We start from the raw sequence: 19,082 nt of genomic DNA on the forward strand, positions 1-19,082 counted from the left end.
TCTTCGCGCTTTAGGCGCGAACAGGAGATTTTTCCAATTGCAGTCAAAAAGCAACGGAGTCTGGCCAAAGTGTGGTCAAAAAGAAAAGGCGGCCCCTGACGGGACCGCCTTTCCGAAAACGAATTATATCCGAAGATTACATGCCTGCGCCGCCGAGCACGGTAACCGCGCGACGGTTCTGCGACCAGCAGGAAATATCGTCGCAGACAGCAACCGGACGTTCCTTGCCGTAGGAGATCGTCTTCATGCGCTGCGCCGGAACGCCGCGCGAAGCGAGGTAATCCTTGGCGGCTGCGGCACGACGAGCGCCGAGCGCGAGGTTGTATTCGCGCGTGCCGCGTTCGTCGGCATGGCCTTCGACGGTGATCTGGTAGTTCGGGTAACGGCCGAGCCACTGCGCCTGACGGTCGAGCGTCTGCGAGGCATCGGCGCGGATCGACGAGGAGTCGGTGTCGAAGAAGATGCGGTCGCCGACATTGACCGTGAAGTCCTGGGCCGAGCCCGGCGTGGCTGCACCGGCGCCGAGACCCATATCGCCGGCACTGTTCGGCATGCCGCCATTCTTCTTGTTGGCGCAGCTTGCAAGCGCGAGACCGGCGAGAAGCGCGATCATGACGGGGTTGCGGGCGAAATTCTGCATGCGGCTCATTGCCGGGGTGTGAATTCGGCTCATGGCCGGGTCTCCTTGCGATTTCAGGGTTTCCGGACAGTAACCGCACTCGGTTAACCGCCCCTCAAAGATTATGGTTAACAATTTACTGATTTGTCCCGTAGTCGCCCGGTTTCCATGATTCTAGGGCGACAAAAAGGCATTGCCGCGCCTCTTACTCCAGGAGCGGCGACCAGGCCGGGTCGGAACCGTAGGTCGGCGTCTTCACGAGTTGTTCATTATAGCCGGTCAGGTCGATCGAATAGAGCTGCGGACCGCCCGAACCCGCCGCCTGGCGGAAGAACATCAGCACACGGCCGTTCGGCGCCCAGGTCGGGCCCTCATTGTGGAAGCCCGTTGTCAGGATGCGTTCGCCCGAACCGTCCGGCTTCATCACGCCGATCGAGAACTTGCCCCCGGCCTGCTTGGTGAAGGCGATGAGATCGCCGCGCGGCGACCAGACCGGCGTCGAATAGGAGCCGTCACCGAAGGAAATACGGGTCTGGCCCGAGCCGTCTGCGTTCATCACGTAGATCTGCGGCTTGCCGCCACGGTCGCTCTCGAAGCTGACGCGCGCGCCATCCGGCGAATAGGAGGGCGAGGTATCGATCGCAGCCGTCGAGGTCAGACGCGTCGTCGTGCGCGAGCGCAGGTCCATCGTATAGATATTGGAATTGCCTTCCTGCTGCAGGCTCATGATCACCTTCTGACCATCCGGCGAAAAGCGCGGCGAGAACGTCATGCCCGGGAAGTTGCCGACGACCTCGCGCTGCCCGGTTTCGAGCTGCAGCAGATAGACGCGCGGCTGCTGGTTGGCGAAGGACATGTAGGTTACTTCCTGCCGGCTCGGCGAGAAGCGCGGCGTCAGCACGAGATCGCTGCCATCAGTCAGCATGCGCACGTTGAAGCCGTCCTGATCCATGATCGCGAGCTGCCGCTTGCGCTGCTGCTTGGTGCCGGATTCGGAGACGAAAACGACGCGGGTATCGAAATAACCTTCCTCGCCGGTGATCTGCTTATAGATCGCGTCGGCGATGATATGAGCTACGCGGCGCCAGTTCTCCGGCTGCGTATAGAACTGCTGACCGGTCATCTGCTGCCCGGCGAACGTATCCCAAAGACGGAATTCGGCGCGAAGGCGGCCATCGGCTTCTTGCGTGACGCGGCCAGTGACCAATGCCTGAGCATTGATGACCTTCCAGTCTTCGAAGCGCGGTGCCGCGTCCGGATTGGAGATCTTCTCGATAAAGGCCGTCTTATTGATCGGTGCAAACAGACCGGAGCGCTGCAGATCGGCAGCGATCACCTGCGAGACCTGCGCGCCCATGTTGCCCTGAAGGAAATCCGTCACAGCAATCGGCAATGGCTGGACGTTACCCTTGTTGATGTTGATCTCGACCAGCGCATTCGCCGGTGTCGCGAACGCAGCAATAGTCATGAGACCGGCAGCGACCGCAATCGCGCGGAAGAAGGAACACTTGTTCATGGAGTAAAAGCCTTTCAGCATTTAAATTCCCAGATCGCTCGGGTCGAAGTTGACGACGACTTCGCTCCAGGCATCGTATTTGTCTTTTGGAAGGGAGGAGAAAGGTGCCGATTTCATGATGGCGCGATAAGCGCCGCCGGCGAGGGCCCGGCGGGTGGATTCGTTGTCGCCACCGACTGCCTCGACCTCCGGCTCGCCGACAATATTGCCGTCCTGGTCGAGATTCATATGGACCCTGATGCGAACGTCGCCCATGCCTTCCATGCCGGGGATGACCGTCCAGTTGCCGGCGATGGCGCTCTTCAGCGCGTCCATCTCGCTCATGGACAGCTTGGAACCACCATTGCTCTTCTTGGCACCCAGCGATGCCTCCTGCGTCGAGCGCTTGGCGCCGCCGGCAGAAGGATCGGTCTTGTTCAGTATCGCCGAAATCTCATCGGCATTGAAATCGCTTTTCATCGACGAAGCGGATTTCGCCACTTCCTGCTTCTTGTCCGCCTTTTTCTTGTCCGTCGGTTTTTCAGCAGCCTTCGGCTCATCTGCAGCCTTTTCCGGTGGCTTTTCGGCGGGCTTCTGTGGCTCCGGCGGCTTCACTTGCGGCTTGGCGACAGGCGTCGGCACGTTGTCCGGCAACGCCTCGGCTTCCGGCTTCGGCGGTTCCTCTGGCTTGGCCTGTTCTTCCGGCGGCTTTTCCTCCGGCTTCGGTGGCGTCACCTCAACAGGCTTAGGCGGCGGAATGGAGGCGACTTCCTTCGGCTGCTCGACTTCCGTTTCCTCCTTGACGATGTCCTTGACATCGTTCGGGACAGGATCGGTCTTCGGCTGCGGCTTGTCACTCGAATTCGCTGCCGCAGCTTCCGTATTGCTGGGCTTTGCGTTCGGAACCGGCGGTGTCTTCAGGTCGACATTGTTGTCGCCGGCGTTCTCGGCCGGCTGCGCGATCGGCGGGCGTGTCGTCGGCACAGGCGCGGAGGTCTCCTTCTTCGGAGCCTTCTTGTCGCCCTGCTGCATCTGGGTAATGGATTCCACCGGCACCAGGTCGACCGGCATCGCCTCGAAATCCTCCACCTTGAAGGATTCCGGGGCGCCGAGCGACACCATCGCCCAGGTAAGCACCAGGCAATGCAGAACAGCAGATGTGACGACGCTGGCCTTCATTTTGAGCGTTACTGGTCCTTCTTCTGCTGCGTCACGAGGCCGATATTCTTGAAACCGGCCCCCTGGATGCGCGCCATGACGTCAGCGATGACGCCGTAGGGCGCCGTTGCATCGCCGCGCACGAAGATGCGTTCGTTATAGCCGGTGGTCGCGATCGCCTCGAGCTTGGCGGCGATCTCGGCCGCCGGGATCGGCGTTTCCTGCAGGAACACCTCGCCGTCGTTCTTGACGGAGATGGTGATCGGCTGCGTCTCGGAATTCAGCGCCTTGGCCTGCGTTTCCGGCAGGTCGATCGGCACGCCGACCGTCATCATCGGTGCTGCGACCATGAAGATGATCAGAAGCACCAGCATGACGTCGACGAGCGGCGTCACGTTGATTTCGGAGATCACGGCCTTGTTCCGACCGCCGCGACGGCGGCGTCCGCCGCCCCCGCCGCCATTGCCTCCAACAGCCATACCCATGTCAGAATACTCCGTTGGTTACTGCGCAGCAGCACGCGGCTGCAGCTTCTCGTCGATCTGGCGCGAAAGTATGGCGGAGAATTCATCCGCGAAACCTTCCATGCGCGCCGAGAGCTTGCCGGCGTCGGCGGAGAACTTGTTGTAGGCGATAACCGCCGGGATAGCGGCGACGAGGCCGATCGCGGTGGCGAGCAGCGCTTCGGCAATACCGGGCGCAACGACCGCAAGATTGGTCGACTTCGAGCCGGCGATCGCCTGGAACGAGGTCATGATACCGACGACCGTGCCGAAGAGGCCGATGAACGGACCAGCAGAGCCGATGGTCGCAAGCGATCCGAGACGGGCGCCGAGATATTCGGTTTCGCGGGCGAGCGTCACGTCCATCGCGCGGTCGATACGCATCTGCAGGCCGATCGGCGAGCGGGCGCCGCGTTCGAAGGATTTCTTCCATTCGCGCATGGCCGCAACGAAGATCGACGCCAGGCCGGTATTGTTGCGCTCCGACAGCGAGCGGTAGAGTTCTTCCAGCGACTGGCCCGACCAGAAAACCTGCTCGAACTTATCGAACTGCCGCCGGGCGCGGCCATAGGCCAGGTATTTGTCGATGACGATCGCCCAGGTCCACACAGAGGCTGCGATGAGCCCGAGCATGACGAGCTTGACGACGATGCCGGCCTGCATGAAAAGCGACCAGAGGCTGACGTCCGTCGTGGCTGCTGCCAATCCTACTTGTTCCATTGATCCAAAATCCTCGAATCCAAACGCCCGGCACAGGACCGGGCGGCACAAAGTGATCTCGCAAGAAGTGTCTGGCGGCCGCTGCCCAAAGCCCTGGTCAAGCTTCCAAGCTCATCTTCCGCCTTCTTGCCGTCAAATTTGGTCAAAGGAAGGCGTCTACCGCCCAAACTCCGACTTTCCGAGTAAGACACTATTATGGTTAATAGATCGTTAGTGCGGGACTATGACAGTAAGCCTATTTTCGGGAGATTTTGTTCCATGGATTACTTGACCGGAACCAAGTCCGGCTGCCGAAAGAGCGCTCATCCTGCGGCGCGGGAATTCCTTCACATAAAGTTCAAGTTTTGACAAGCCCGCATTTCCAGCGATTCGGGCTATAGCGGCTGGCTGCCTTCCAGGAATTTTGCCGCCAGCGTTTCCGGCAGCCGCCTCGGCCGCCCCTTGGCGTTGATGACCGCGATGATCACCCTGGCTGATATCAGCAGCGTTTCGCCCGAGCGAATTTGCTGGTTGAGCACCATCTTGGCGCCCCCGGCCTTTTCCGTATGCGTCAAGATCGTCAGCACATCATCCATGCGCGCCGGGCTCTTGAAGTCGATCTCCATCCGGTGCACGACGAAGACGAGGCCTTCCTCGTCGGCACTGACGAGCTCGCGCTGCTCGACGCCGAGGCAGCGCAGATAGTCAGTGCGGCCGCGCTCGAGGAAATGCAGATAGCGGGCGTGATAGACCAGGCCGGAGAAATCCGTATCTTCATAATAGACCCGCTGGATGAGGCGGTGTCCGGCCTCCGTCAGCTCTCCCGAAATGGAAAAAGGGCGTTCCGTCATAATTTTCTCCAAACTCCGGTGCCCTCTTTGGCGCAACGCTTCCCGACAGGCAAGCATTGAATGCCCGGCTTGCAGGCATTGAATGCGCCGCCGCAGGCATTGAATGATTGTCATAATTCCTAACTATTCCCGATAACAAGCGACCGATCAGGAGACGATGCGATGAAGATTGCGGTTATGGGCGGAGACGGTTTCATTGGCTGGCCCACCTCTCTCCACCTTTCGGATGCCGGTCACGACATCCATATCCTCGACAATCTCTCGCGCCGCTGGATCGACACCGAACTCGGCGTTCAATCGCTGACGCCGATGGATTCGATCCAGGAGCGCACCCGCATCTGGCATGCGGAAACGGGACGCCGCATCCATTTCAACCTGATCGATCTCGCCAAGGATTATGAACTGCTGAAGAAGTGGCTTTCGGAGCACCGGCCCGATGCCATCATCCATTTCGCCGAACAGCGCGCCGCGCCCTATTCGATGAAGAGCGACCGCCACAAGAACTACACGGTCAACAACAATGTCAGCGCCACGCACAACCTGCTGAACGCGCTGACCGAACTCAACCTCGACGCCCACCTGATCCATCTCGGCACCATGGGCGTCTACGGCTATTCGACGGTCGGCGCCGCGATTCCCGAGGGTTATCTGCCGGTCGGCATCGAAACGGCGGCCGGCGAGACCGTCAGCCAGGAGATCCTCTATCCCTCCAATCCGGGCTCGATCTACCACATGACCAAGTGCCTGGATCAGCTTCTCTTTCAGTTCTACGCAAAGAACGACGGCCTGCGGATCACCGACCTGCACCAGGGCATCGTCTGGGGAACGCATACCGAGCAGACGCGCCGCCATGCGCAGTTGATCAACCGTTTCGATTATGACGGCGATTACGGCACGGTGCTGAACCGCTTCCTTATCCAGGCTGCAATCGGCTATCCCCTGACGGTCCACGGCACCGGCGGCCAGACCCGCGCCTTCATCCACATCCAGGATTCGGTGCGCTGCATCGAGCTGGCGCTCGAGAACCCACCCGCCCGCGGCGCCCGCGTCGAAATCTTCAACCAGATGACGGAAACCCACCGGGTGCGCGATCTCGCCGAGATGATCGCCAGGATGACCGGCGCCAAGATCGCCTGGCTGCCCAATCCGCGCAAGGAAGCCCCGGAAAACGAGCTGATCGTCAGGAACGAGAAGTTCCTCGACCTCGGCCTCGATCCGATCACCCTGGAAACCGGCCTGCTCGGAGAGATCGTCGACGTCGCGAAGAAATTCGCCTATCGCGTCGACCGCGCGCGGGTGCCCGCTGTCTCCGCCTGGACCAGGGATATCGCCGCGACGATCGACCACGATCCGGAAGGCAAGCGGCTGAAATCGGTGTCATGAGTGATGGTTTGAGAGTGAAACCCCGACAGTCCAACGATCTCTCCCTCATTCCTGTGCTTGTCACAGGAATCCAGCGCGCCCAAGTCCTTGGGCGCGGGAGAGTCATTCACGGCGCAGACGCGCCGTGGCTGGATTCCTGTGACAAGCACAGGAATGAGGGCCGCCGAGGAAGCGGCCGGCGCCGATGAGCCTTACCTCAAGCTTCGCCTACGTCACCCTCGTCACCAATGCCGACTACGCCATGGGCGCGACCGCGCTTGCCCGTTCCTTGCGCCGCACCGGCACCGACGCCCACATCGTCGTCCTCCACACCGGCGGCGTCGATCAGACCGCCCTCGCGCCGATTGAGACACTCGGCTGCCGGCTCATCGAAGTCGAGCACCTGCCGCTCTCCGACGCTTTCAACGAGCGCCACGCCCGCGGCAATCTTCATTCCGCGGCCCCGTTCACCAAGGGCCGCAAGCCGGCTTTCCATTCGCCGCTCGACAATTTCTGCAAGCTCAGGCTCTGGCAGCTCGTCGAATACGAGCGCTGCGTCTTCATCGATGCCGACGCCCTCGTGCTGAAGAACGTCGACAGGCTCTTTCTCTATCCGGAATTCTCAGCCGCTCCCAACGTCTACGAAAGTCTCGCCGACTTCCACCGGATGAACTCGGGCGTCTTCGTCGCCAAGCCCTCGCATGACACATTCCGGCACATGCTCGAGAGGCTCGACAGGCCGGATGCCTTCTGGCGCCGCACGGACCAGACGTTTCTGGAGACTTTCTTCCCGGATTGGCACGGCCTGCCGGTCTATTTCAACATGCTGCAATATGTATGGTTCACCATGCCCGGCCTTTGGGACTGGAAGAGCATTTCGATCTTGCATTACCAGTATGAAAAACCGTGGGAAAAGGATCACCCCAAGGCAGCGCGACTACAACCATTGATCGATTTGTGGCACCGTTTCCATGAGAATGGCGACGTACCTGAGATTGCGGCGCTGGCCAATCCGGAAGGGACGGCATGAAGGTACTGGTATCGGGCGGAACGGGCCTCGTCGGCCGTTATGTCGTCGAGGAACTGCTGGCCGCCGGATATCAGGTGATCGTCGGCGGGCGCCGCGCGCCGCATCCACGCCTCTTCTCCCGCCCGGTCGAATTCGCAGCGCTTTCCCTCGATCCCGACAAGGATCAGATCGACGTTTTCGATGACGCCTATTTCTTCGTCCACGCCGCCTTCAGCCATGTTCCCGGCAAATATCGCGGCGGCGAGGGCGACGATCCGAAAAGCTTTCAGAAACTGAACCTCGACGGCACCGTCCGGCTTTTCGAAGCCGCCAAACGCGCCGGTACGCGCCGCTGCGTCTTCCTCTCCAGCCGCGCCGCCTATGGCGACCATCCCCCGGGAACCGAGCTTGCCGAAGCGATGCTGACGGAGCCCGAGACGCTCTACGGCCGGGTGAAGCTCGATGCCGAACGGGCGCTCGCCCATCTCGCAGCCCCCGGCTTTGCCGGCGTCAGCCTGAGAGCGACCGGCGTCTATGGCGATCTCTTTCCGAACAAATGGGACGACCTCATCGCCGATTACCTCGCTGGCCGGCCGGTTGCCGCCCGTGCCGGAACCGAAGTTCATGGCCGCGATCTCGGGCGCGCGGTGCGGCTGATGCTGGAAATGGAAAGCAACCGCATCTCCGGCGAGGTCTTCAACGTCTCGGATATATCGGTCGATACCAACGATATCCTTTCGCCCATCCGCCGCAAGACGGGCTGTCGGCACGCCCTGCCCGCCCCTGCCGACAGGACTATGCTGACCCCCATGAGCACGGCAAAGATCCGCGCGCTCGGCTGGGCGCCCGGCGGAACCGCTCTGTTCGAGGAGACGATGCAGCGGCTCGCCGCCGGTCTGCAGCGCTTTTAAAGGACACAGGTCCACGCAAGTCTGACGCTGCAAAATGCGCCCGAATCGTCATCGGGGCCCGAACTGCCATTCGGGGATTGTCCATGCAGGTCGCAACCACATCAGCTTCCGTCATCTTGCGCGGCACGGCTTCGGCAGCGGGAACGTCCGCCACTGAAACCGATGCCGATCAGGGCGTGCTGAAGCTGCAGCGCGCCACTGAGGCGCTGCAGCAGATGCGCCAGACCCTGGCGAACTCGGAGGACGAAGCCAAGGCGAAGGCGCAGCGCAAGCTCGAAGAGGCAAAACAGCAGCTGGAGATGCTGAAGAGCTCCAACATGCCTCCCGAGGTCGTCGCTCGTCTCGCCGCCGAACTGGCGCGCAAGGTCGGCACTGCCGCCTCCGAATTCGCGGCGGCGGTCGCAACCGGCAGCCCGGCGGCATCTGTTCCGGCGGATGCAGCTACGGATCCTGCTGCTGCGGCAGCAAGCGACGCCGACGCCACCTTGACGGACACCACGGCGGAAACCACCGCACCGGAACCGACCGACGCCGCCGAGGCTCGCAAGGCCTATGAGAGCACCGTGGAGGATAGCCCGAAATTTTCAGGCATCTCGGCCGACGATCGCGAGGCGATGGAAGAGTTCAAGGAAATCGTCCACGAGCTCAAGCAGCTTCTCGAAAAGGCGATGCGCGAACTGCGCCAGCAGGACCGGCAGGCAGGCGCCCATGCCTCTGCCGATATGGCTGGCTTCTTCTCGGGCACTGCGGCGATACCGACGAGCATCGTCGTCTGACTGCAGCGGACGAGACGTGAAACCGGCGCGCTCCTGTCGCAGCCGGCATTGCATCACTCACCCAGCCGTTTATGCTCGGCGAACTTTCCCCTATCCGGCAGATCCGATGACCGCTAGAGAATTGAAAGCGCAATTGCGCAACGAAAGGCTGGCCGCGCGCGACGCCCTCTCCGCCGAGGAACGCACCTCCAAAAGCCTTGCCATGGCCGATCACGCCGGCGAAGCGGTTGCCTTCGCGCCGGGCACGATTATCTCCGGCTTTCTGCCGATCCGGTCGGAGGCCGATCTGAGGCCGCTGATGGCGCGCTTTGCGGCGCGCGGCGCGCGGCTCTGCGTGCCGGCGATCCTCGACAAGCAGACCATCGCCTTTCGCGAATTGGCGGAAGGCGTGTCGCTTATCTCCACCGGCTTCGGCACGGTCGGCCCCGCCGCCGACGCCGCCGTTCTCGACCCGGAGATCATGCTGGTGCCGCTTTCGGCCTTCGATACACGCGGCCATCGCATCGGCTATGGCGCCGGCTATTACGACCGCGCCATCAGCCGGCTGAGAGAGAAAGGCCTGCATCCGAAGCTGATCGGCATTGCATTTGACTGCCAGGAAGTGGCACATGTGCCGGATGAGCCGCATGACATAAGCCTGGATGCCATCCTGACAGAAAGCGGCCTTCGCTTTTTTGCCTCTTGGATTGGATAGGGAATGCGGCTGCTTTTTCTGGGTGACATGGTCGGCAAGACGGGACGCACGGCGGTCTGGGACCGCCTCCCCGGCCTGATCTCCGACCTCAGGCTCGATTTCGTCGTCGTCAACGGCGAGAACGCCGCCGGCGGCTTCGGCATCACCGAGGACATCTTTCTGGAAACGATCAATGCCGGCGCCGACGTGGTGACCACGGGCAATCACGTCTGGGACCAGAAGGAAGCCGTCGCCTTTGCCGGGCGGCACGATCAGTTTCTGCGCCCGGCCAATTATCCGCAAGGCACGCCGGGGCGTGGCTCCGGGCTGTTCTATGCCAGGAACGGCGCACGCGTGCTCGTCGCCAATGTCATGGGCCGGGTCTTCATGCATCCGGAACTCGACGATCCCTTCAAGTCGGCAGAGGTGATCCTCGACGCCTGCCCGCTGAAGGAGCAGGCCGATGCGATCATCTTCGATTTCCACGCGGAAGCGACCAGCGAAAAGCAGTGCTTCGGCCATTTCGTCGACGGCCGCGCCAGTTTCGTCGTCGGCACCCATACGCATGTGCCGACGGCCGATGCGCAGATCCTCAACGGCGGCACCGCCTATATGTCGGATGCCGGCATGTGCGGCGATTACGACTCCTCCCTCGGCATGGACAAGGAGGAGCCGCTGAACCGCTTCATCTCCAAGATGCCGAAAGGCCGCATGGAAGCGGCGAGCGGCCCGGCGACGATCTGCGGCGTCGGCGTCGAGATTTCCGATGCGACGGGATTGGCCGAAAAGATCGCGCCGCTCCGGCTCGGGCCGCGTCTGGCCGAAACGGTGCCGGAATTCTGGCGGTAGGCGCCCGCGCCAACACGCAATTGTGAGCATCCCCAGTCTGGACCGCTGCGACCTCATGCCGCATCCTCCGGCCGCTAAAGCATGTCGCGCAAAAGTGTGCAGCGGTTTTCCCGGGCAAAGCGCGAAGCGCTTTTGCCGCAACGACATGCGTAACGAAAAGGGCCTAAAGCGCAAGGAGCGAATCTGAAAGATCGCGACGCGCTTTAGATGAAAGCGCCGGAGGGGGTGGCATGAAGCCGCAATATCTTATCCTCGCTATCGCATGCCTCGCGGCCCTCGCCGCCTCACGCCCTTCAGCGGCGCAGGAGCAGCGCAAACCTGTCAGCCACTGTCAGGCGATCGCGCAGAACATTCCCAAGGTGACCTTCGCAAGCTTCTCCACCGCCCCGCCGGTCATATCGGCCGTCTCCGAGGGCGAGGACGTCAAACTCACCTTTCTCGGCCACTCCACCTTCGAGATCGAGACGCCCGCAGGCATCATCATCGCCACAGACTATAATGGCTGGTACCGGCCGGTGACGACGCCCGATGTCGTGACCATGAACAAGGCCCACACGACCCACTTCACTCTGACGCCCGATCCCGGGATCAAGCATTTGCTGCATGGCTGGAGCGACGTTCCGGATGGGAAGGCTGATATCAGCCTCGTCGTAGGCGACGCCTATATCCGCAACGTCACGACGGATATCCGCTTCAGTTACGGCCTCGGCGGTTCGCAGCAGGACGGCAATTCCATCTTCATATTCGAGGTCGCCGGTCTCTGCATCGGCCATCTCGGCCATCTGCATTACGAGCTGACGGACACGCATTATACGGAAATCGGGCGTCTCGATGTCGTCATGGTGCCGGTCGATGGCGGCCTCACCATGGGGGCCGACAGCATGAGCCGCGTCATCAAGCGGCTGCGCTCGTCACTGATCCTGCCGATGCATCGCCGCGGTCCGCCGGTCAATGCCTTCGTTTCCATGTTCGGCAAGGATTTCGATATCGCCTATGCCCCTGACGACAGCATCACCGTTTCCATGCGCACGCTGCCGAAGAAGCCGCTGATCTATGTGATGAAGGGCGTGCAGTAAAAAGCCCGGCAGCTTGCCGGGCCTTGTGTCAGGCGAATTGCAGGTGGCGTTTGACGCCGACGTCGGGCACATTGTCGTCGTCGAGATTGGCCTTGGCGATTTCCCAGCCGAATTTGAGCGTGCTGCCTGTGGAAACCCAGATCTCGGCATCGTCGACATGCAGCGAAAGCATGGTAAGCTTCGGGTCCTTCTTGCCGCCGTCATACCAGGCTGCCACGATCGAGCTCCAGTATTCCTCGATTTTCGCAGGGTCGGGACGCACTTCGATCATGCCGGCCAGGCAGGCGTGATAATCGTGATCCTTGCCGATGACGCAGAAATGCGCGCGGCTGCCGGGCTTAATGGCGCGGACGATGTCGGCATCGGTCTTGGTGAAGAACCAGATCGTATTGGTGGTCGGATCGGCATGCGGCGCCATCGGCTGCATGTGCATATCGAGCCCTGATACGCCGAGCATGCCGGCATGGACACCGTTGACCTGATCCCAAAGCTGACGTGCCGGTTGTTCCCGCGCCTCGCTGAGATTTGCCATGACCGTTCCTTTCCATTGAATGAAGTTCGGTTGAAACGTCATCTCGTGGCCTTTGTTCCGAACTGCTTTTTCCTTGAACGGCTGCCGTTTCGCTCTTATAAGGCGGCCCATTCCGAACAATGAGACGTGAACAGGGGTGCCATGGCTGGCCATTCACAGTTTAAAAACATCATGCACCGCAAAGGCCGTCAGGATGCCGTGCGGTCGAAAATGTTCTCCAAGCTTGCGCGCGAAATCACCGTTGCCGCCAAGGCCGGCCTGCCCGACCCGACGATGAATGCCCGTCTCCGCCTGGCGATCCAGAACGCCAAGGCCCAGTCGATGCCGAAGGACAATATCGACCGCGCCATCAAGAAGGCAGCCGGCGCCGACGGCGAAAACTACGATGAAGTCCGCTACGAGGGTTACGGCCCGGGCGGCACGGCGATCATCGTCGAAGCCCTGACCGACAACCGCAACCGCACCGCCTCCAACGTCCGCTCGATCTTCACCAAGGCCGGCGGCGCCCTCGGCGAAACCGGTTCCGTGTCCTTCTCCTTCGACCATGTCGGCGAAATCACCTACAAGCTTTCCGCCGGCGACGCCGACAAGATGATGGAAGCCGCCATCGAAGCCGGCGCCGACGACGTCGAAACCGACGAGGAAGGCCACTACATCACCTGCGCTTTCGAAGCACTCGGCGAAGTGTCGAAAGCCCTGGAAGCAAGCCTCGGCGAAGCCGAAACCGTCAAGGCCGTCTGGCGCGCCCAGAACAACGTGCCGGTGGACGAGGAAAAGGCCCAGTCGCTGTTGAAGCTCATCGACAGCCTGGAAGACGATGACGACGTGCAGAACGTCTATTCCAACTTCGAGGTTTCGGAAGAGGTTCTGGCCAAGCTTTCGGCCTGAGTTTCTCGGACGACCGTCAATGAAAAACCCGGCCGTGACGCCGGGTTTTCTGTTTCTGGGATGCTTCTAAGCGGCGGCCCGCAGGAAGTTGCCCAGCCCCGCGAACAGCTCCACCGACCTCAGCCGCGCCTCGATGTCATGGATCGGCATCGAGATGATCACCTCGTCAGCCTGGGTTTCGCGCAGAAACTCCGTCAGCTTCGCCTCCGCCGTCTTCGGCGCGCCCACCACGGCATAACGCAGCGTGTGCTCGACGTTCATCTTCTCCATCGGCGACCAGAAGCCCTCCATATCGGCAACGGGACGCGGGAACGGACCGCGGACATTGCGGCGCAGATTGACGAACTGCTGCTGGGCGGAGGTGAAATTATACCGCGCCTCCTCGTCCGTTTCCGCCACCGCCCCCATGACGCCGACCATCACATAGGGCTTGTCTTGCGTTGCCGAAGGCTGGAAACGGTCGCGGTAGATCGCGATGGCGTCGAGCAGCATATCGGGCGCGAAATGCGAGGCGAAGGCATAGGGAAGCCCGAGCATGGCGGCAAGCTGGGCACTGTAGAGGCTGGAGCCGAGCAGCCAGATCGGGATATGCGAGCCGTTGCCGGGAACCGCCAGGATCGCCTGGTTCTCGACCGGCGTGCCGAGCAGCTGCTGCAGTTCCACCACGTCGTTCGGAAAACTGTTGGCGCCTGCCTCGAGATTGCGCCGCAGCGCCTGCGCTGTGCGCATATCCGTTCCCGGCGCGCGGCCGAGACCGAGATCGATGCGGCCGGGGAACAGCGCTTCCAGCGTGCCGAACTGCTCGGCAATGACGAGCGGTGAATGATTGGGCAGCATGATGCCGCCGGAACCGATGCGGATGCGCTTGGTCGCGGCCCCGACATGGCCGATGACGACGGCGGTCGCAGCGCTCGCGATGCCCGGCATGCCGTGATGCTCGGCGAGCCAGAAGCGTTTGTAACCGAATTCCTCGGCCTTGCGCGCCATCCGCGCCGAGCTCTCGAGAGACTGGCTGACGGTGCTGCCTTCGGCAACGGGGGAAAGGTCGAGTATGGAGAAGGGAACCATGGGAAACCTGCCGGGCAGTTGAAGGGTGCCGTCTATGTAGGTTGGCGCCGCCGCCATTCCAAACCGTGCAGGCAAACAAAAAGGGCCGCGCGAAGGCGGCCCTTGTCGCATATCGGAACGGCGACTTACCGGTGGCGCCGCAGCACATGCACCTCGGCGCTCGGCTTGTGGTGGCCGGGCGGCAGCGTGAAGTTGCCGAGCTGCCGGTCCATTTCGAGGGCCTCCGACGCCAGCCGGTGGATCGCCGCCGTCGTTTCCTCGACCATCGAGGCGTTCTGCTGAGTCATCGCGTCGAGCTCGGAAACGGCGCTGTTGATCTCGCGCAGCGTATTGGCCTCCTCGCGGGTCGACTCCATGATCTCGTTGATCTTCCCGTTGATTGCCTCGACATGGCCGCCGATGCCGGTCAGCGCAGCACCCGCCTTTTCCACCAGCGACACGCCGCTTTCCACTTCATGCGTCGATTTCTGCAGCAGGCTGGAGATTTCCTTGGCCGCGCTCGATGAGCGCTGGGCGAGTTCGCGCACTTCCATGGCGACGACGGCGAAACCCTTGCCGGATTCACCGGCGCGCGCCGCTTCCACGCCGGCGTTCAGCGCCAGACGATTGGTCTGGAAGGCGATATCGTCGATGACGGAGATGATCGTATTGATCTGGCGCGACGAGGCCTGGATCGCCTCCATCGCCGCGATCGTCTCGCGCATGATCTGGCCGGAGCCTGTCGTCTCCTTCTTGGCGTCGCGGGCGATGCGCTCGGCCTGTTCGGCCCGTTCGATCTGCCGGCGGACGGACTGGGTGATGGCGCTGATCGCATTCGCCGTCTCGGTGATCGAGCCGGCCTGGCGCTCAGTGCGCCCGGCAAGCTCGTCGGCGCCGGTGCGCATCTCCTCGGAGCCGGCGCGCACCGCCATCGAGTTACCGCCGATCGCCGTCATGGTCTCGCTGAGCGTCGCGAGCGCCTCGTTGAAATTGACGCGCAGGCTTTCGAGTTCGTTCGGGAAGCGGGTATCGATCTGATAGGCGAGATCGCCGTTCGCCAGATGATGCAGGCCCTCGTCGAGCGCCTCGACCACCTGCTGCAGCGACTTCGCCTCGGCCTCGCGTTCGGCAAGGTTCTGCTGGCGGTCCTGCTCGGCCTGCAGGCGCGTCTCTTCGCTCGCGGCCTCGAGTTCGCGGCCTTCGATCAGCGACTGGCGGAAGCGGGCGAGGGCTTTCGCCATCGTGCCGATCTCGTCTTTGCGGTTCAGGCTGCCGATCTCGCTGTCGAGCTTGCCATCGGCGACATCGCGGGTGACGCCGGCAAGCCGGGCGAGCGGCGAAAACAGGAAATTAGTGACGAGCCCCGTCGCAACCGACATGACGACGAGCACGCCGACGCCGATCATCGTCAGCAGGGCGGCGATCTCGATCGAGCCGGCATTGAGTTCGCTCAGGAGCACGCTCTCGACCACGAGGAAGCGGTCGCCGCGATAGTCGATGCCGCGGACATAGGCGCGGGCCGCGCCATCCGCCCGGTCGAAATCTGCCACCGTCATCGCCGAACTGGCAAGCGCATCCTTGATGAAGGTGAAGGGTGCCGCATCGAGCGTCGCAAGCCTGCCGCTTGCATCGAGGCCGACAGCGGATCCATCGGCGGAGACGATCGCCGCCCGCGCCGTGCTGCCCTGGATGATGCCCTTGGCAAGAATGCTGGTGACGATATCCTCGCGCACCTTGAACAGGATGATGCCCTTGGCCGCTCCGAGCTTAACGATCGGCACGGCATAGAAGATTGCCGATGTACCGCTGGCGGCATCGACGCGCAGGCCGGAAAATCCCGTTGGCGCAGCGTCATCGGTCGCCTTGGCGGTATTCTCGATCGCTTTGGCGAAGGCGATGCCGGCGCCGGTCGTCTTCCAGGCGTCCGATTTCAGGTTTTCGGCGAAGTCGTCTTCCTTCTTGTAGGAATAGAGGACGGAACCGTCGAGATCGGCGATCAGGAGATCGCTGAAGGCGGTATCCTCGAGGTCGCGGGCGACTTCGCTCTGCGTCTTCTCATGGTTTGAATAATAGAAGCCGCTCGGCCCCTCCGGCTTCATCAGCTTCTCGCGCTGGTCGGCCGGGTTGGGATTGTTCGTGATGAAGACCTTCTTCAGTTCGGCGCGGGCATTGCCCGAGGTCTTCTCGATGGTCTTCCAGCCGCTCTTCAGGCTGGTGATCGACATCTGCAGCGCCTCGATGCGAGCAATGGAATTGGCCTGGTTCTCGAGCTGCGCCAGCTGGTCCTGCAACATGTCGCCGCGGAAGATCAGCACGCTCTCCTTGGCCTTCAGCGCCTGCTCGTCTGAGATGCGGCTGCTGGCGAAATAGGCGAGCACGTCGATCACCGCGATCGACAGCACGGTCATCAGGATGAATGTGGCAATGACCTTGAAGGACAGGGATTGAAATCTCTGAGCCATGTACGACGAACCCCTTCTGAACATGCCTGCCGGCATGGACACGCAGCGCATGCCTGATCGACTGATCTTTAAACAGAACATCGGGGGCTTATCTCATTGCGACACGAGACCCCCTTCGTATTCGACACTAGAATTCAAGCATCTGTTTTAATTCGCGGTAAATGGCGCATCCTAAAACCAAAGGTGTTTTTGTTTTGTTCACTTATCAATGGCACTTATTTCGCAATCGCTATAGGTTGAACCATGCAAAATACGATTCGCATCATCGGCATCGATCCCGGCCTTCGCCGCACCGGCTGGGGAATCATAGATACATTGGGCAATTCGCTGAAGTTCGTGGCGTCAGGCACGGTGACATCAGACGGCGAGATGGACCTCGCCTCCCGCCTCTGCCAGCTGCATGACGGGCTTGCCGATATCGTTCACGCTTACAAGCCGGATGAAGCCGCCGTCGAACAGACCTTCGTCAACAAGGACGCGGTGGCGACCCTGAAGCTCGGCCAGGCCCGCGGCATCGCCATGCTGGTGCCGGCCCGCGCCGGATTGCCGGTTTCCGAATATGCCCCGAACGCGGTGAAGAAAGCGGTCATCGGCGTCGGCCATGGCGAAAAACAGCAGATTCACATGATGTTGAAGATCCTGATGCCGAAGGTCGAATTCAAGGGCGATGACGCCGCCGACGCCTTGGCGATCGCCATTTGCCATGCCCACAATCGCGGCGGCACCAGGATGCGCCAGGCATTGGCCGGCTAATCTGTTCTTGACTTGTTCCCATTCGATGATAAGTAATACCTGAGAGGTATTACCATGCGTGTGACCGAAAAAGGCCAAGTGACCATTCCCAAGGACATCAGGGACCGTTTGAAGATCGGGCCAGGATCCGAGGTGGATTTCATTGCCGACGAAAGAGGTGCCCGTCTCGTCGTTCTATCCAGCCGCACGAAACCGTCGCAGGACGATTTTGAATCCTGGCTCGGCAGCATGAGCGGGACCCTCGACACCAGCGGCATGACCACCGATGAATTCATGGAATGGTTGAGGGGACCACGCGATGACCTCGGTCCTCGTTGATACGAATGTCTTCATCGATATCTTCGGTCCGGATAATCCCTTCAGGGAATGGTCCGCACGGGCCTTGAGCGCGTTGCGGCCGGATTCGCAATTCATCATGACGCCGGTCGTGTGGGCGGAATTGGCAAGCGTGAGCCCGCGCGAGGAAACTCTGGTCTTTCTCCTGTCGCGGTTAAATCTGGTCCGTGAGGCCCTGCCGTTCTCCGCCGCCTATCGAGCAGGCATGGCGCATGCGCAATACCGAAGAAGCGGCGGCCTGCGCGAGCGCACCCTACCGGATTTCTTCATCGGAGCGCATGCCCTCGTTCGATCGCACCGGCTCCTGACGCGCGATAGCGCGCGATACCGTTCCTACTTCCCTGATTTGGACATCATTTCTCCCCAAACGCACCCCTGAGAGACCGCGACCATGATCGGCAAGCTGAAAGGCACCATAGACGAGATCGGCGAAGACTATGTGCTCGTCGATGTGCACGGCGTCTGCTACGTCGCTTATTGCTCGGCCCGCACCCTATCCAAGCTCGGCTCGGCCGGCGAAGCCTGCGTGCTCTTCATCGAGACCTATGTGCGCGAGGATCAGCTGAAGCTCTTCGGCTTCATGAGCGCGCTCGAGCGGGAATGGTTCAACCTGCTGCAGAGCGTCCAGGGCGTCGGCGCCAAGGTGGCGCTCGCCGTGCTCTCGACGCTGACGCCGGGCGAACTCGCCAATGCGATCGCCCTGCAGGACCGCGCCGCTGTCTCCCGCGCACCAGGCGTCGGCCCGAAAGTGGCGATGCGCCTCGTCACCGAACTGAAGAACCGGGCGCCGGCCTATGCCGGGGAAGCGATCAATATCGCGCTCAAGCAGGAGCTCGGCGAAGGCGTCGCCGCCGCACCGGTTGCCGATGCGGTGTCCGCATTGACCAACCTCGGCTACAGCAGGGACCAGGCGGCGAATGCCGTTGCCGCGGCCATGAAGACGGCCGGCGAAGGAGCCGACAGTGCCAAGCTGATCCGGCTGGGATTGAAGGAATTGGCGCGGTGAAGGCCGGAAACCCGATGATTGGATGTCGAGGCAGACGATTTTTGGTGTATTGCTGTGACAGGTTTCAAAACGGAATG

General features: G+C 61.7%; 21 protein-coding genes. 12 read left to right on the forward strand and 9 right to left on the reverse strand.

Annotated features, from left to right (window positions below; genetic code table 11):
* Positions 1-136: 136 nt before the first annotated feature.
* The 6 genes from pal to ybgC form a co-directional block, all read right to left on the reverse strand.
* Positions 137-673 carry a peptidoglycan-associated lipoprotein Pal gene (pal, locus tag CO670_RS12450; protein WP_088677978.1) on the reverse strand — a complete coding sequence of 179 codons (537 nt, stop codon included), beginning with the start codon at positions 671-673 and terminating at the stop codon, positions 137-139.
* Positions 674-824: 151 nt separating this feature from the next.
* Positions 825-2,135: a Tol-Pal system beta propeller repeat protein TolB gene (gene tolB, locus CO670_RS12455; protein WP_097590591.1), complete on the reverse strand. Its 1,311-nt coding sequence runs from the start codon at positions 2,133-2,135 to the stop codon at positions 825-827.
* Between the two features lie 21 nt (positions 2,136-2,156).
* Complete coding sequence (locus tag CO670_RS12460; RefSeq protein WP_097590523.1) at positions 2,157-3,293, reverse strand: hypothetical protein; 1,137 nt, start codon at positions 3,291-3,293, stop codon at positions 2,157-2,159.
* An 8-nt stretch (positions 3,294-3,301) separates the two neighbouring features.
* A complete protein-coding gene (tolR, locus tag CO670_RS12465; RefSeq protein WP_003566333.1) occupies positions 3,302-3,757 on the reverse strand; it encodes a protein TolR in 456 nt (151 codons plus the stop codon).
* A gap of 18 nt (positions 3,758-3,775) precedes the next feature.
* A complete protein-coding gene (tolQ, locus tag CO670_RS12470) occupies positions 3,776-4,495 on the reverse strand; it encodes a protein TolQ (RefSeq protein WP_004671617.1) in 720 nt (239 codons plus the stop codon).
* Between the two features lie 374 nt (positions 4,496-4,869).
* On the reverse strand, positions 4,870-5,325 hold the full coding sequence (gene ybgC, locus CO670_RS12475; RefSeq protein ID WP_097590524.1) for a tol-pal system-associated acyl-CoA thioesterase: 456 nt from the start codon (positions 5,323-5,325) through the stop codon (positions 4,870-4,872).
* Between the two features lie 162 nt (positions 5,326-5,487).
* Here ybgC and CO670_RS12480 point away from each other — a divergent pair, with 162 nt between their 5' ends.
* From CO670_RS12480 to CO670_RS12515, 7 genes are all read left to right on the forward strand, one after another.
* Complete coding sequence (locus tag CO670_RS12480; RefSeq protein ID WP_097590525.1) at positions 5,488-6,708, forward strand: NAD-dependent epimerase/dehydratase family protein; 1,221 nt, start codon at positions 5,488-5,490, stop codon at positions 6,706-6,708.
* Positions 6,709-6,892: 184 nt separating this feature from the next.
* On the forward strand, positions 6,893-7,717 hold the full coding sequence (locus CO670_RS12490; RefSeq protein WP_097590527.1) for a glycosyltransferase: 825 nt from the start codon (positions 6,893-6,895) through the stop codon (positions 7,715-7,717).
* Positions 7,714-8,607 carry an NAD(P)-dependent oxidoreductase gene (locus CO670_RS12495; protein ID WP_097590528.1) on the forward strand — a complete coding sequence of 298 codons (894 nt, stop codon included), beginning with the start codon at positions 7,714-7,716 and terminating at the stop codon, positions 8,605-8,607. Before CO670_RS12490 ends, CO670_RS12495 begins: the two co-directional genes overlap by 4 nt.
* Before the next feature lie 83 nt (positions 8,608-8,690).
* Positions 8,691-9,383, forward strand: a complete 693-nt coding sequence (locus tag CO670_RS12500) for a hypothetical protein (RefSeq protein ID WP_097590529.1) — start codon at positions 8,691-8,693, stop codon at positions 9,381-9,383.
* A 106-nt stretch (positions 9,384-9,489) separates the two neighbouring features.
* On the forward strand, positions 9,490-10,077 hold the full coding sequence (locus tag CO670_RS12505; RefSeq protein ID WP_097590530.1) for a 5-formyltetrahydrofolate cyclo-ligase: 588 nt from the start codon (positions 9,490-9,492) through the stop codon (positions 10,075-10,077).
* 3 nt (positions 10,078-10,080) lie between these two features.
* Positions 10,081-10,905, forward strand: a complete 825-nt coding sequence (locus tag CO670_RS12510; RefSeq protein ID WP_088677967.1) for a TIGR00282 family metallophosphoesterase — start codon at positions 10,081-10,083, stop codon at positions 10,903-10,905.
* Between the two features lie 230 nt (positions 10,906-11,135).
* Positions 11,136-11,981 (forward strand): MBL fold metallo-hydrolase, encoded by an 846-nt coding sequence (locus CO670_RS12515; RefSeq protein WP_097590531.1) that lies wholly within the window; start codon positions 11,136-11,138, stop codon positions 11,979-11,981.
* 28 nt (positions 11,982-12,009) lie between these two features.
* Here the strand turns inward: CO670_RS12515 and CO670_RS12520 are convergent, their stop codons facing one another.
* Positions 12,010-12,513: a pyridoxamine 5'-phosphate oxidase family protein gene (locus tag CO670_RS12520; protein WP_097590532.1), complete on the reverse strand. Its 504-nt coding sequence runs from the start codon at positions 12,511-12,513 to the stop codon at positions 12,010-12,012.
* A gap of 141 nt (positions 12,514-12,654) precedes the next feature.
* Between CO670_RS12520 and CO670_RS12525 the strand changes: the two genes are divergently transcribed.
* A complete protein-coding gene (locus tag CO670_RS12525; RefSeq protein WP_097590533.1) occupies positions 12,655-13,401 on the forward strand; it encodes a YebC/PmpR family DNA-binding transcriptional regulator in 747 nt (248 codons plus the stop codon).
* 66 nt (positions 13,402-13,467) lie between these two features.
* Here the strand turns inward: CO670_RS12525 and CO670_RS12530 are convergent, their stop codons facing one another.
* On the reverse strand, positions 13,468-14,469 hold the full coding sequence (locus CO670_RS12530) for an LLM class flavin-dependent oxidoreductase (protein ID WP_097590534.1): 1,002 nt from the start codon (positions 14,467-14,469) through the stop codon (positions 13,468-13,470).
* Between the two features lie 125 nt (positions 14,470-14,594).
* Positions 14,595-16,910 (reverse strand): methyl-accepting chemotaxis protein, encoded by a 2,316-nt coding sequence (locus CO670_RS12535; protein WP_097590535.1) that lies wholly within the window; start codon positions 16,908-16,910, stop codon positions 14,595-14,597.
* 243 nt (positions 16,911-17,153) lie between these two features.
* Here CO670_RS12535 and ruvC point away from each other — a divergent pair, with 243 nt between their 5' ends.
* From ruvC to ruvA, 4 genes are read left to right on the forward strand one after another with little or no spacing between them, the layout of a single operon-like run.
* Positions 17,154-17,663 carry a crossover junction endodeoxyribonuclease RuvC gene (gene ruvC / locus CO670_RS12540; protein ID WP_097590536.1) on the forward strand — a complete coding sequence of 170 codons (510 nt, stop codon included), beginning with the start codon at positions 17,154-17,156 and terminating at the stop codon, positions 17,661-17,663.
* A gap of 54 nt (positions 17,664-17,717) precedes the next feature.
* The gene (locus tag CO670_RS12545) at positions 17,718-17,981 is read left to right on the forward strand and encodes an AbrB/MazE/SpoVT family DNA-binding domain-containing protein (RefSeq protein WP_088686462.1); all 264 of its coding nucleotides are present in this window, start codon (positions 17,718-17,720) and stop codon (positions 17,979-17,981) included.
* On the forward strand, positions 17,962-18,378 hold the full coding sequence (locus CO670_RS12550; protein ID WP_097590537.1) for a type II toxin-antitoxin system VapC family toxin: 417 nt from the start codon (positions 17,962-17,964) through the stop codon (positions 18,376-18,378). The genes CO670_RS12545 and CO670_RS12550 overlap by 20 nt, the downstream gene beginning before the upstream one ends.
* A 12-nt stretch (positions 18,379-18,390) precedes the next feature.
* On the forward strand, positions 18,391-19,005 hold the full coding sequence (ruvA, locus tag CO670_RS12555; RefSeq protein WP_088677958.1) for a Holliday junction branch migration protein RuvA: 615 nt from the start codon (positions 18,391-18,393) through the stop codon (positions 19,003-19,005).
* Positions 19,006-19,082: the final 77 nt, after the last annotated feature.

This window comes from Rhizobium sp. J15 (assembly GCF_002531825.1).
Taxonomy (GTDB): domain Bacteria; phylum Pseudomonadota; class Alphaproteobacteria; order Rhizobiales; family Rhizobiaceae; genus Rhizobium.